At 63.7% G+C, this 13,697-nt stretch carries 9 protein-coding genes; 8 read left to right on the forward strand and 1 reads right to left on the reverse strand.

Going from position 1 to position 13,697, the window contains the following annotated elements; translation table 11 throughout:
• The 7 genes from E4Q08_RS24140 to E4Q08_RS19955 form a co-directional block, all read left to right on the forward strand.
• Positions 1-362 (forward strand): DUF6399 domain-containing protein (locus tag E4Q08_RS24140; protein ID WP_248595029.1); only part of this gene is annotated, 362 nt, incomplete at its 5' end.
• Positions 363-441: 79 nt separating this feature from the next.
• Positions 442-1,134, forward strand: coding sequence for a hypothetical protein (locus E4Q08_RS19930; RefSeq protein ID WP_169071650.1), 693 nt, complete (start codon positions 442-444; stop codon positions 1,132-1,134).
• Between the two features lie 10 nt (positions 1,135-1,144).
• Positions 1,145-3,985, forward strand: a complete 2,841-nt coding sequence (locus tag E4Q08_RS19935) for an EAL domain-containing protein (protein WP_169071651.1) — start codon at positions 1,145-1,147, stop codon at positions 3,983-3,985.
• A 117-nt stretch (positions 3,986-4,102) separates the two neighbouring features.
• Complete coding sequence (locus E4Q08_RS19940; RefSeq protein ID WP_169071652.1) at positions 4,103-6,118, forward strand: methyl-accepting chemotaxis protein; 2,016 nt, start codon at positions 4,103-4,105, stop codon at positions 6,116-6,118.
• On the forward strand, positions 6,118-6,978 hold the full coding sequence (locus E4Q08_RS19945; RefSeq protein ID WP_169071653.1) for a substrate-binding domain-containing protein: 861 nt from the start codon (positions 6,118-6,120) through the stop codon (positions 6,976-6,978). The genes E4Q08_RS19940 and E4Q08_RS19945 overlap by 1 nt, the downstream gene beginning before the upstream one ends.
• Before the next feature lie 20 nt (positions 6,979-6,998).
• The gene (locus tag E4Q08_RS19950; RefSeq protein ID WP_169071654.1) at positions 6,999-9,530 is read left to right on the forward strand and encodes a response regulator; all 2,532 of its coding nucleotides are present in this window, start codon (positions 6,999-7,001) and stop codon (positions 9,528-9,530) included.
• 8 nt (positions 9,531-9,538) lie between these two features.
• Complete coding sequence (locus E4Q08_RS19955; protein WP_169071655.1) at positions 9,539-10,429, forward strand: transporter substrate-binding domain-containing protein; 891 nt, start codon at positions 9,539-9,541, stop codon at positions 10,427-10,429.
• Here the strand turns inward: E4Q08_RS19955 and E4Q08_RS19960 are convergent.
• Positions 10,396-11,253, reverse strand: a complete 858-nt coding sequence (locus E4Q08_RS19960; protein ID WP_169071656.1) for a hypothetical protein — start codon at positions 11,251-11,253, stop codon at positions 10,396-10,398. The two genes, E4Q08_RS19955 and E4Q08_RS19960, sit on opposite strands and share 34 nt — an antisense overlap.
• Here E4Q08_RS19960 and E4Q08_RS19965 point away from each other — a divergent pair.
• Positions 11,231-13,594: a response regulator gene (locus E4Q08_RS19965; protein ID WP_169071657.1), complete on the forward strand. Its 2,364-nt coding sequence runs from the start codon at positions 11,231-11,233 to the stop codon at positions 13,592-13,594. The genes E4Q08_RS19960 and E4Q08_RS19965 overlap by 23 nt on opposite strands.
• The last annotated feature ends 103 nt before the right edge of the window (positions 13,595-13,697 follow it).

The following is a 13,697-nucleotide window of genomic DNA, read 5'->3' on the forward strand; positions in this document are numbered from 1 at the left end:
CAGACCCGTTCCATTCGGGATTCTCCGAGAGTGAGTTGCAGCGCTGGCTAGAATGGGGGGAATGGATGGTGCGACAGTTCCATCGCAGCTCCTCCGCCGTCGAAGGGCGCAATGGCCGCTTGTCCCAGTTGTATCATAACGGGCGAGGTCTGACGAAATGCCGCCTGGCTGCGCTAACGGTTATCCACAACTATGGGGTGAGACGTAGTGACGGCACTATCGCAGCCGAACGTCTGTTTAGCACCTCTTTCCCTGATCTTTTCGATTGGCTGCTCAACCAGATGGGGGAACTTCCCTTACCGAGGAAGTCCCGCCACCGGGTTGTGCATAACCCATTGAAGTTAGAGATTGTCCCGGCTTAAGTGGGAAGCCAACAATTCGACCTCCTCGTGTTCGACGCCGTCTCGTCGACTTCGAGCATGCGTGGGCCGGACCTGCCGGATGGAAATTACGTACTCCGGATTCGCAGTATCGACACCAGAGGTCTCGAGGGAAGCGACGCCGAACACCGTTTCCGCCTGCATGCCCGGCCCGAACCACCGCTCCTCGTCCGCCCCCCCCCACCAGGGCGGCGTAGTCGAAAAACCGCTGCTCTTCGAGTGGTCGGAACCGCAAGGCGCCGCCAGCTACCTCTTTCAGCTGGCCGATGACGAACGCTTCCTGACCCCGCTGCTCAAGCAGGACGATCATCGCCAATCGCGCCTGACCGTCGAACAGCCGCTCGAACCCGGGCAGTACTTCTGGCGGGTCGCTGTCCGCGACCCGACCGGACGAGAGGGTCCGTTCAGCGACCCGCAAGCGTTCCGGCTGCAGGCCGCAGCGCAGATGCAGCCCCCCGAACTGGCTGCCGACCGCCTGACCTTCCGCTGGGGCACGGCTGCGCCCGGCCTGCAATACGACTTTCAACTGGCCAGGGATGTCGATTTCACGATTCTCGAACTGGAAAGCCGGGTATCCGAAGCGCAGGTGAGCTTGCCTCGCCCGGATTCCGGCGTCTATTACCTGCGCGTACGCACCATCGAGGCCGACGGTTACGTGGGACCGTATGGTCCGGTGCAGCGGATCGAGCTTCCCTCGCGCAACTACTGGCCGGCAGCACTGGTGATCCTGCTCGCGCTGGTGTTGATCTTTTGATCCGGATGTCGTGATTGCAACGTTCAAGGCCCGTTCTGGCTGGTCCAAACGGATCCTTGTCTCGCTGTTATTGACGGCTGCCGCGCTGCTCCTCAGCGATACGAACGCCCTGTATCGCTGGGACCTCTTCCTCTACGACTGGAATCGGACGGCCTGGTCGCGCGCGCCGGCCGAGGACATCGTGATCGTCGCCATTGACGAGCAAAGCCTGCGGGAAATCGGACGCTGGCCGTGGTCGCGGCGTATCCATGCGCAACTGATCCGCCAGCTCTCTGCGGCCGAGGCGAGGGTAATCGGTCTGGATATCGTCTTCGCCGAACCCGAGACCAGCGATCCTGGCGCCGATGCGGAACTGGCCAGCGCCCTGGCGGCCAACGGCCACGTCGTCCTGCCGCTGCTCAATGAACAGCACCGCATCGGTGACGAGTTGCGGGAAACCTTGCCGATCCCGCCGCTGCGAACAGCGGCCGCCGGCATCGGCCACGTCGATGTCGAACTCGACCTCGACGGCATTGCCCGCAGCGTTTTCCTCAAGGCCGGCCTGGGATCGTCGTGCTGGTCGACGCTGGCCCTGGCCATGCTCGAGCTGGGCGATCCCACTGCCGGGCGGGTGCTCCCCGGCGAGCGCGCCCCACACACCGATCCACCATCGCCTGGCGCCTGGCGCCGCGATTATCGCATCCTGATTCCGTTTGTCGGCCCGCCGGGGAGTTTTCCGCATTTTTCCTACCGCGACGTCCTGCACGGGGATTACCCGCCGGCAATCTTTCGTGGCAAATTTGTGCTGGTCGGCGCGACGGCCAGCGGCATGGCCGATGCGCTGCCCACACCACTTTCCGCTTACTCGCGGCTGATGCCGGGCGTCGAATACAATGCCAATGTTCTCGATGCGCTGCGGCAAGGCTTGACCATCCAGCCTTTGCCTGGCCAATGGACGCTGCTGCTGAGCGGAGTCCTGGTGTTCTTCCCGATGCTGCTCCAAAGCGCTTGCCCGGCGCGCTGGACCCTGCCAGTGGCGGTTTTGTCGCTGCTGCTGACCCTCATCAGCAGCTTCGTCCTGCTCTATGCCACGCAGCTCTGGTTCCCGCCGGCGGCAGCGCTACTCGTGCAGGGCTTGAGCTGTCCCTTGTGGAGCTGGCAACGCCTGCTCCTGCTCATCCGTTCGCTGTTCGAACAGGAGGAACGTACCCAGGTCACTCTGCACTCGATCGGCGATGCCGTGATCACCACCGATGCGAAGGGGGCCGTGCAGTACCTGAATCCGGTCGCCGAAAGTCTGCTCGGCGCTGCGCCAGGCGCTTTGCGTGGGCAGGAGCTGGGCAGCATGTTCCAGGTCGTCCGCGAGCACGAGCGCTACAGCGCGGTGAATCTGGTTGCCTTGTGCCTGGAAGCAGGTGCGCTGGTGAGGCTGCCCGAGCCCTCGATCCTGCGCAACCTCGCTGGCCAGGAATACGCCATCCGTGCTTCGGCGGCCCCGATCCACGACCGGCAGATGCGGGTCGTCGGTGTCGTCATCGCCTTCAGCAACATCACCGAAACGCGCCGTTTGACCGAGCAGATGATTTATCAGGCCAACCATGACGCGCTGACCCGTCTGCCCAACCTCGGCCTGCTGCGCGACCGCCTCAGGCATGCCATCGCGCGCGCGCGCCGAACCGGCCAGAGCCTGGCGCTGTTGTTCGTCGACCTGGATCAGTTCAAGAAAATCAACGAGGGCCTGGGCCATAGCGCCGGAGATGCCCTGCTGCGAGCCGTCGCCGAGCGGCTGCTGGTCTGTGGTCGCAAGGACGACACCATCGTCCGCGTCGGTAGTGACGAATTCATCTGCATGCTGGAGGACTTGCGTCAGGAAGACCGCGTCGTGGACTTCGCGCACAAGCTGTTGACGATGCTCGAAACACCGTTTCAGATTGGCAACAATGAGTGTGTGGTCACCGCGAGCATCGGCATCTGCCTGTTTCCCAAGGATGGCGGCGATGTCGAAACCTTGCTGCGAAACGCCGACACGGCGATGTATCGGGCCAAGGAGAGCGGCCGCAACAATATCCAGTTCTACGCCCACGACATGCACGCCCGCAGCCTGGAACGGCTGACCATGGAACAGGGCCTGCGCCATGCCCTGGCGCGTCAGGAACTGGAGATCTATTACCAGCCGCAGCTGGATCTGCGCCAGGGCCGCATCATCGGTGTCGAGGCCCTGTTGCGCTGGCAGCATCCCCAGCGCGGGCTGATCTCGCCGCTCGATTTCGTTCCCCTGGCGGAGGAAACCGGCCTGATCGAAAGTATCGGCGAGTGGGTACTCAGAACCGCCTGCAAACAGGCGAAAGCTTGGCAGCAGAGTATCCTGCCGACGCTGCGCATGGCGGTGAACCTTTCGCCCCGCCAGTTCCTGCGTCCCGGCATGGTCAGCATGGTGGCGCAGATCCTGCGGGAAACCGATCTGGAACCCCGCTATCTGGATCTCGAGATCACCGAGAGCCTGCTGATGAAGGACGTACAGGGCAGCATCATGACCATGCATGCGCTCAAGGCCATCGGCGTCCGCTTGTCGATCGACGATTTCGGCACCGGTTATTCTTCACTCAATTATCTGAAGCAATTCCCCATCGACCAGTTGAAAATCGACAAGTCCTTTGTACACGACCTGGTCGTCGGCAAGGATGACGCCGCGATCACGCTGGCGATCATCGCCATGGCGCACAGCATGTCGCTGACCGTGATCGCCGAGGGCGTGGAAAGCGAAGCGCAAGGAGCGTTTCTGCGCGCCAATCACTGCGACGAAATCCAGGGCTACCACTTGAGCCGCCCGCTGCCAGCGGATGAGATCCCGGCGCTGCTCCGCTTGCCGTGAATGCCGGTCGGGTTAGTGCAGCCTAACCCGACATTTTCGCCTCAAGGATCCGCCCCCGGCTGCCGTTACCCAACCAATATGGCTATCATTGCCACCCCCAGGGGAAAAGGAATTCCAATGCCGCATCGCTTCCGCGATCTTAGCATCGCACTGAAACTCAATCTGGTGCAGGGTCTGGTTCTGCTGACCATCATTCTCGCCGCCACGGGGTGGACCGCTTCGCATCTGCGCGAACAACTGACCCACACGGCGCTGGACGAACTCAGGCAGATCAATCGCCTGGCCGTGTCGATGCTCGATACCTACGACCGCAGTCTGCGCAACGACATCGAGCGCAGCGGCCGGATTTTCTCGGGCAGCTTCGACAAGCCGTTTGAACTGGTCGAAGCAGGTGCAGTGCCGCAACTGCTGCATGGCGGAATGCGGATCGATGATCGCATCGAGCTCACCGACACCTTCACGGCAAAGGCCGGAACCGTGGCAACGATATTCATTCGCCAGGGCGACGATTTCCTGCGCACCGCCACTTCATTGAAGAAGGAGGATGGCGCGCGGGCGACGGGAACCCTGCTGGGCACTGACCATCCTGCGCGCCAGTCCTTGCTTGCCGGTCAGCCCCATACCGGCAAGGCCTCGCTATTCGGCAGGGATTTCATGACCCACTACGTTCCGGTACGCGACGCCTCGGGCAAGGTGGTCGGCGCCTTTTTCGTCGGGCTGGAATTTACCGCAGGGCTGCAGGCTTTGAAGAAGAGCATCCTGGCGATCCAGGTCGGTTCTACGGGTTATGTCGCCGCACTCGACGCCGGCAAGCAGAAAGGTGTCGCGACCATCCACCCAACCAAGGAAGGGGCCAACCTGCTGGCAGCCAAGGACAGTCGGGGTTTCGAGTTCGTTCGCGAGATGGTCGACAAGAAGTCAGGAAGCATCCGCTACGAGTGGGCAAATCCCGGCGAGACCAGCGCGCGCGAGAAGGTCGCGGTTTTTGATCATTTTCCGGGCTGGGACTGGGTGGTCGTGTCTACCAGCTACCTCGAGGAAATCAGGAGCAGCGCCGACACCGCCGTCCGTGACATCGCCTGGATGGCGCTGCTGATCATCGTCGCTGCCCTGCTCAGCGGCTTCGTGGTGGCCCGGCACTGGATCACGCGGCCGCTGCAGGAAATCGCCCTGGTGGCCGACCGGATTGCCGCTGGTGACCTGACGGGCAGGCTGACGGGCGACAGTGTCGACGAGGTCGGCCGTCTGAAGCAGGCCATCGGCAAGATGTCGGAGAATCTGCAAACGACCGTCGGCAGCGTCCGCAAGGCCTCGGCAACGATGCTCGAACAGTCGCTCGCGCTGGTGACTGCGGCCGAACAGGTCAGCGGCAGCGCACAGGTGCAGCGCGATGCGGCGACCGGAATGGCGGCTTCGGTCGAGGAAATGAGCGTCAGCATCGATCAGGTGGCCGAGCACGCACACGCTGCGCAAGGGCTCTCGATCGCCTCCGGGCAGGCAGCGAGCCAGGGCGCCGAGGTGATTCACCAGGCGGTGGGGGCGATGAACCAGATCACCGGTTTCGTTCGCCAGGCGTCGACGACGGTGAGCGAACTCGGACGCCGCTCGCAGGACATTTCGGCGGTCGTTCAAGTGATCCGCGAGATCGCTGATCAGACCAATCTGCTCGCCCTCAACGCCGCCATCGAGGCGGCACGGGCGGGGGAACAGGGGCGCGGTTTTGCGGTCGTCGCCGACGAAGTGCGCAAGCTCGCCGAAAGGACGGCGACGTCCACGCACTCGATCGGCGAGATGATCGGCCACATTCAGGACGGCGCCAAGGCGGCTGTCCACCAGATGGAAGACGGCGTTGCCCAGGTCGCGCAGGGCGGTGTCCTGGCTGACCGGGCGGGTCAGGCGATCGGTGAAATCGAAGGCCGCACCAACGAGGTGATCACTACGGTCGGCAGCATTTCGGGCGCCATCCGGGAACAAAGCCTCGCCAGCCAGACCATTGCCCAGGGGGTCGAGCAGATCGCCCAGATGGCCGAAACCAGCTACTCGGCGTCCCAGGGCACGGCGCAGTCGGCACAGGCCCTGCGTGACCTGGCAGAACACCTCGACCAGGCGCTTGGTCATTTGCGTGTCCGTTGATGCCTGGCCTCGCTTTCAAGCTCGGCATGAGCATCGGCATACGCAGGCATTGCGCTCTATGGCTAGCCGTACTGTTGATCTTGCTCGGCGTCGTCCGCAGCGCCAGCGGCGAGCCAATCCGGGTCGGCGGCACCGGTAGCGCGCTGGGCACCATGAAGCTCCTCGGCGAGGCTTTCACCAGGCAGGCCGCGTCGAAATTCGAGCTGACGATCATGCCCGACCTTGGCAGTTCGGGCGCTTTGCGCGCACTGCAGGCCGGAGCGATCGACATCGCACTGCTCAGTCGTCCGCTGAGCGATGCACACCATGCGGCGGGACTGGTGGCATTCGAATACGGGCGTTCGCCATTCGTGCTGGTCACCAGCAAGCCGGGAATCGGGAATCTGACGCCAGCGGCGCTGGCCGACCTGCTTGCCGGTCGTACACTCACCTGGTCCGATGGCCAGCCGGTACGCCTCGTACTGCGGCCGAAGGCCGACATCGATAGCGAGCTCCTCGCGTCCTTGTCCCGGGGGATCGCCGAAGCGCTGACGATCGCCTCCAAGCGGCAGGGCATGGTGATGGCTGCGACCGACCAGGAAGCCGCCGAGCACGCCGAGCGGCTGCCGGGATCACTGGCGGTGAGCACCCTGGCGCTGATCCTCTCGGAGCACCGTAAACTGAACATGCTTTCTTTCGACGGCGTGGCGCCGTCGGTGGCCGCCCTCGCCGACGGTTCCTACCGGCACTTCAAGTCGCTGGCGATGGTCACGCGGGGGGCGCCCAGCGGTGCTGCGCTGCAGTTCATCGAGTTCGTCAGGTCGCCACAGGGACGCGCCATCCTGGAAGCCAACGGCCATCTGGTGTCGTACAAACGATGAAAGCGACGAGACCATTCACCATGGAGCGCCTGCTTACCGGCATTGCCGCCAGTGTCAGTCTGGCCATCGTGCTGTCGCTGCCCACGGCATACTACGTCTTCGCGCGCTCCAACCTCGACGCGACTCTCGCCGCCGAGAGCGAGATCAACGGCCGCCTGGTCACCGGGCTGATCAATGGCAATCCCGATTTCTGGAAATTCCAGCCCGATCGCCTGCTGATGGTGCTCGATCGCCGCCCCACCGACGGCAGCCAAGAAACCCGCCGGGTGTTCGGCAGCGACGACAAGCTGATTGCCGCCAGCGACGATCCGCTTCCTTCGCCGCTGGTCACGCACGCGACGACGGTATTCGACAGCGGTCACCCGGTCGGCCGCCTGGAGATTGCGCGCTCGCTCCGGCCCACCCTGCTCGGCACGCTGGCAGCGGCGGCATTTGCCATGCTGCTCGGTGTCGGCGTATTCATTGCGCTGCGCGTGTTGCCGCTGCGAGCCTTGCGCCGGGCACTCGACCAGGTTGAGCAGCAAGCGGCGGAATTGCGCGTCGCCAAGGACGCCGCCGAAGCGGCCAGCCGCGCCAAGAGCGATTTCCTGGCGACCATGAGCCACGAGATCCGCACGCCGATGAACGGCATTCTCGGCATGACCGAATTGCTGCGCAGCACCACGTTGAGCCCACAGCAACGGCGCTTCAGCGATGCCGTGTATCAGTCCGGTGAGCATCTGCTCGGCATCATCAACGACATTCTCGATTTCTCGAAGATCGAAGCCGGCAGGCTCGAGATCGAGAACATTCACTTCAACCTGCGGCAACTCGTCGAGGACGCCGCTTACCTGTTCGCCCAGCCCGCCGAGGGGAAAGGGCTGGAAATGGTCTGCAGCGTGCCGCACGATCTGCCGGTGGCGGTCGAGGGCGACCCGATGCGCTTGCGCCAGATCCTGACCAATCTGGTCGGCAACGCCGTCAAATTCACCCGCCAGGGCGAAGTCGTCATCCGCGTCAAACTGCTGCACGAGGACCCGCAGCAGGCCCATTTCCGCTTCGAAGTCGAGGACAGCGGCGTCGGCATCGGCGAAGAAGCGCAGAGCCGCCTGTTCAGCGCCTTCGTCCAGGCCGACAGTTCGACGACCCGGAGTTTCGGTGGCAGCGGCCTCGGTCTGGCGATCGCCAGGCTCCTGGTCGAGATGATGCACGGCCAGATCGGCCTGGTCAGTCAAGTCGGCAAGGGCTCACTGTTCTGGTTCGAGCTGGCGCTCCCCAAACAGGACGCCAATGCGAGAACGGTACTCGACCTCACCGGGCAGCTCAGCGGACGCTCGGTTCTGGTCGTCGATGACCACGCCACCAACCGCGAAATCCTCGCCCATCAGTTGCAGGGCTGGTCGATGCGCTGCGTCGGCACCGCGAGTGGGCACGATGCCCTGCAGGCCCTCGACCGGATGGGCAGCGAGCGCTGCGATCTGGTGATTCTCGATCTGCACATGCCGGGCATGGATGGCTTCGAAGTGGCGCGCGCGATTCGTGCCGACCAGCGCTACACCGCGTTGCCGCTGATCATGCTCTCTTCGGTCAGCGTCGGCGCCGACAATCCGGAGCGCCAGGCGGCGCCAATCGACTGCTACCTGACCAAGCCGGTGCGCCAGTCCGACCTCTATGACGCCATCGCCACCACGCTGTCGCTGCGTACCGGCGAGCCGCAGCGTGAGTCCTCGCCGCCGGTCGCCGCTGCCAGCACGGTACCACTCGCTGGGCGGGTGCTGATCGCCGAGGACAACCCGGTGAACCAGATGGTCGCCGCCGCCATGCTCGAATCGCTCGGGATAAGCTGCAGCCTGGCCGAGAATGGTCGGGTGGCGATCGAACGCTTGTCGCAGGAATCCTTCGACCTCGTTCTGATGGATTGCCAGATGCCCGAAATGGATGGCTTCGCGGCGACTGCCGAGATCCGTTTGCGGCAGCAGCAGGGCCGGCTGCGCCGCCAGCTGCCGATCGTCGCACTGACCGCCAACGCCGTCGAGGGCGACCGCGAGCGCTGTCTCGCCGCGGGCATGGACGATTATCTGAGCAAACCCTTCACCGCCCAGAGCCTGTCGTCGATCCTTCTGCGCTGGCTTCCGCGTGCGGACACGGGGGCGGCGACGTCCACCCCGGCAGCGCTTCCGCCACCAGCACTGCACGGCCAGGCAGAGACTGCCGACACTGAGCCGGCCATCAATCCACGCGCCCTCGACAGCATCCGTCAACTACCGGGAGCCAATGGCGCGCTGCTGGTCAACAAGGTGATCGACGCCTACCTCGCCGATGCGCCGGCGCGCCTGGCACAGATGCATGCGGCAACCGACGCCGACGCATTGCGCAAAGCGGCGCATGGCATGAAGTCGAGCAGCGCCAACGTCGGCGCAGAGCGTCTGGCGGCACTGTGCAAGGAGCTGGAGATGATCGGCCGCAGCGGCACCATCGAAGGCGCCAGGCCCCTGCTGAAAAGCGCTGACCAGGAACTGCTGCGCGTCCTGCAGGCGCTGATGGACGAACACGCAACGACTTCCCGAAAGTGAGGACTGTGATGACGATTTTTGTGTTGAAGCTGGTGCGTGCGATCGCTCTGGCGATGGCGTTCTGCACCTCGGCAATGGCGGCCGACCTCCCTGAAATCAGGGCCCGTGGCGAGTTGCGCCACCTGGGCATCAAGTACGCAAATTTTGTCACTGGTGCCGGTGACGGTTTCGACGTCGAGTTGATGCAGGGCTTTGCCCGGCATCTTGGCGTCAGCTACCAGCTGGTATATAGCGATTTTTACACCGTCATTCGCGATCTGCTTGGCAAGGACGTCGTCCGCAAAGGGTCCGAGGTCTCGCTTGCCGGCAATTATCCGATCCGCGGTGATGTCATCGCCACCGGCTTTACGATCCTGCCGTGGCGCGAGGCGGTGCTCTTGTATTCGGATCCGACCTTCCCGTCGCAGGTCCTCCTGGTCGCGCCGGCGCAGTCTCCGCTACAGCCGATCAAGGGAAGCAAGGACTTGCTGGCCGACATTCGCGAGACCAAGGCGCTGATCGGCAAGAAGAGTCTGCTGATCATGGAGCGAACCTGCCTTGACCCCGGCAACTATGGTCTGAAGACGGGCGGATTTGACCTCAAGGCCTATACCAAGAGTACGAACCTGAATGAAATGGTCCCGGCCCTGCTCAATCGCGAGGCGGAACTGACCCTCCTCGACGTGCCGGACGCCATTCTTGACCTGAAGAAATGGGCGGGCCAGATCAAGATCCTGGGGCCGATCTCCGAGCATCAGGATCTCGCCACGGCATTTCCCAAGGATGCGCCCATGTTGCGTGAGGCCTTCAACACCTATCTTCGTCAGATCAAGGCCAACGGAACCTACGACAAACTGGTGGACAAGTATTACCCTGGTATCCGTCGCTACTTCCCGGGATTTTTTGCCGAGAAGCACTGACGCGCTTGACGATGTCCCTTCACCGCCGCCTCATCCTGCACTGGCCATGGATCATGGCCGTAAGCTTTGCTGCATTCATGGCGGTTCTGCTGTGGGGCCTGTATTCCTCGCAATCGCAACTGCGAGCCGCCACGACGGCCCGCCTGGTGGCGGACAGCCAGCGCAGAGCAGCCGCGCTTGCAGACTTTGTGGCCGAGCGGCGGCAATCCGTTCTCGAATTGGCTGGCAGCCACGAAATCGACGCCTATCTGGTCAATCGAGCGCTCGACATGTCCCCGCAATACGGCCTGAATGCAAGCCTTGATGCCATCGAGCAGCGCTTCCGCCGACAGATCGAACAGAAAACCCTGCGCGGACAGGCGATCTATACGCGTATCGTCTTTCGTGGCAAGGAGGGAACAATCCTTGCCGAAGCGGGCCAGCAAGAACCAGACGCCGCAGAACTGCCCGCAGTACCGTCCATTCCCGGGAACATTCCACAACTGCAGATCGACACCCGCAACTGCTTGCTCATCGCCAGTTCGCCGGTGCTCCATAAAGGGGTCTTCAGCGGCACCATCGTGACCATCAGCGACCTGCGTCTGCTGTCGCGGCTGCTGATCGGTCGCCGTGACGATGAGGCTGCTGCCGACAACTACCAGGAGTTTCTGCTGACGGATGAGGGGACGAACATCCCCTCCGCCGGCGAGTTGACGGAATTGTCCAGGGCTCTCGGGCGCGCCTTTGCCGGGCTGCCGGAGAACCGGCTTGGTTCCCGTCGCGGAAATCCCGGGGGGCGAAGCGTTCAGTACTCTCCTGGCCTTGCGCACCGCGATCGCGGGCACTACCCTGTCGATGCTCACGCTCGGCCCGGAAGCCGAGGTCTACGGCGCCATGGCCTCACCGACTTACCTCTATGTTCTGGGCGTCTTCTCGGCTGCACTGCTGCTGGCTGCTCTCGGCTTTGGCCGGATGCGACGACGAGCATTGCAATTGCAGGACGAGAACGCGGCATCGGGTCGTCACCTGGCTGCGCTGGAGCAACGCAACCAGGCGCTTTCCGAGGAGATTGCCCGGCGCCGTCAGGTGGAAGCAGTCCTGCAGCAAAAGTCCGCCGAACTCGACCAGTCCAATGCGGAACTGCGCAGCCACCGCAGCCATCTTGAAGAGGTCGTTGCCGAACGCACGCTCGCGCTTTCCCTGGCCAAGGAGGCCGCCGAGTCCGCCAACCGCGCCAAGAGCCAGTTTCTGGCCACCATGAGCCACGAAATCCGCACGCCGATGAACGGCATTCTCGGCATGACCGAATTGCTGCGTGCCACGCAGCTCAGCCCGCAGCAGTGGCGCTTCACCGATGCCGTGTACCAGTCCGGCGAGCATTTGCTGAGCATCATCAACGACATCCTCGATTTCTCGAAAATCGAAGCCGGCAAGCTCGAGATCGAGAATATCCAATTCAACCTCCGGCAACTCGTCGAAGACGTCGGCGATCTGTTCGCCCAGCCTGCCGAAGCCGCAGGGGTGGAAATGATCTGCAGCGTGCCGCACGACCTGCCGGTGGCACTGCTGGGAGATCCGGTGCGTCTGCGCCAGATCGTGACCAATCTGGTCAGCAACGCCGTCAAGTTCACCTCTCAGGGCATGATCGTCATCCGCGTCAGGCTGCTGGACGAGAACCCGCAGCAAGCACGTTTGCGTTTCGAAGTCGAGGACAGCGGCGTCGGCATCCCCGCAGAAGCGCAAAGCCGCCTGTTCGGCGCCTTTGTCCAGGCCGACAGTTCGACCACCCGGCATTTCGGTGGCACCGGCCTCGGTCTGGCGATCACCAAGCGACTGGTCGAAATCATGGGTGGTCAGATCGGCCTGGTCAGCCAGGTCGGGCACGGCACGCTGTTCTGGTTCGAGTTGTCACTCGCCAAGCAGAACGCCGATGCGCGCACCGTGATCCCTATTGCCGAGCGCCTGAACGGACTCGCGGTCCTCGTCGTTGATGACAATGCCACCAATCGCGAAATCCTTGCGCACCAGTTGCAGGGCTGGTCGATGCACTACAGCGGTGCCGCAAGTGGACAAGAGGCCTTGCAGGCACTCGCGCAGACGAGCAGCCAGCGCTTTGACCTGGCGATCCTCGATCTGCACATGCCGGGCATGGATGGCTTTGAAGTGGCGCGAGCGATTCGCGCAGAACCGCGCTACGCCGCGCTGCCGCTGGTGATGCTCTCTTCGGTCAGCATCGGCGCCAAGCATCCGGATCGCCGGGCGGCGGCGATCGACTGCTACCTGACCAAGCCGGCACGCCAGTCCGACCTCTACGATGCCATCGCCACCGCCCTGTCGATCAACGCCGGCGAGCGGCAACATTCCCCGTCACCGGCCGCGGCAAACGCCGCGGCGCTCGGCGGGCGGGTGCTGGTCGCCGAGGACAACCCGGTCAACCAGGCGGTCGCCAGCGCCATGCTCGAATCGCTCGGGGTGACCTGTAGCCTGGCCGAGAATGGTCGAGTGGCGATCGAACGCTTGTCGCGGGAATCCTTCGACCTAGTGCTGATGGATTGCCAGATGCCGGAAATGGACGGCTTCGCAGCGACCCGGGAAATCCGTTCCCGGCAACAGCAGGGCCTGCTGTCCACCCACCTGCCGATCGTCGCGCTGACCGCGAACGCCGTCGAGGGCGACCGCGAACGCTGTCTCGCCGCGGGCATGGATGATTATCTGAGCAAACCCTTCACCTGCGAGCGGCTTCGCTCTACCCTCCTGCGCTGGCTGCCGCAAGGCGACGCCGCGCTTGCCGCTCTGCCGCCAGTGGAACATGGTGAAGCAGAACCCAGCGTAGCCCCGATCGTCATCAATCCACGCGCCCTCGATAGCATCCGCCACCTGCCGGGAGCCAACGGTGCGCTGCTGGTGAACAAGGTGATCGATGCCTACCTCGCCGATGCGCCGGCGCGTCTGGCACAGATACGCGCGGCGGCCGACGCCGGCGACGCCGAAGCGCTGCGCAAGGCGGCGCACGGCATGAAGTCGAGCAGCGCCAATGTCGGTGCCGATACGCTGGCGGCACTGTGCAAGGCACTGGAGATGATCGGCCGCAGCAGCACCGTCGAAGGCGCCAGGCCTCTGCTGGCGAGCGCCGAGGAAGAGCTGCCGCGTGTCCTTGCGGCGCTGGCAGAATTACATGCCGAGTAAACCCTTCCCATGCGAGCGGCTTCGGTCTATCCTCCTGCGATGGCTGCCGCAAAGTGACCCGATCATGGCCACGCCGCCAGCGGATCGTCTCGACCAAGAGGAG

It is taken from the genome of Candidatus Accumulibacter contiguus, from assembly GCF_012940005.1.
Taxonomy (GTDB): Bacteria; Pseudomonadota; Gammaproteobacteria; order Burkholderiales; family Rhodocyclaceae; genus Accumulibacter; species Accumulibacter contiguus.